Here is a 260-nt window from a genome sequence, read left to right as displayed (position 1 = left end):
CCACACAGTTCTACCCCAAGCCTCAAGCCACCACGCGAATTCCAGACAGCACCCTGCGCGGCATCAATGACTATTACAACCAGGCGCTCAAGCGTGAACTGGCCCGTTCAATGCCGCTGGCCAAAGGTCCGGGCCCCGGAGTGCTGGTGGTGCGCGCGGCGATTACGGCGGTCAGCAGTAAAACCCAAAGCCTCAAGCCATACGAATACGTGCCTGTTGCGTTCCTTGCGGCGGCAGTGAGTACTGGCACCGGAATTCGC

Annotated in this window: 1 protein-coding gene; it reads left to right on the top strand. The window is 60.4% G+C overall.

Annotation, left to right across the window (positions count from 1 at the left end; genetic code table 11):
* A partial coding sequence (locus tag AC0L3B_RS39750; protein ID WP_473383355.1) for a DUF3313 family protein occupies positions 1-260 on the top strand: 260 nt, incomplete at both ends.

The organism is Bradyrhizobium sp. Kon56 (assembly GCF_055807635.1).
Note: the sequence above shows the minus strand (reverse complement) of the source record. Positions and strands in the feature narration are given on the sequence as shown.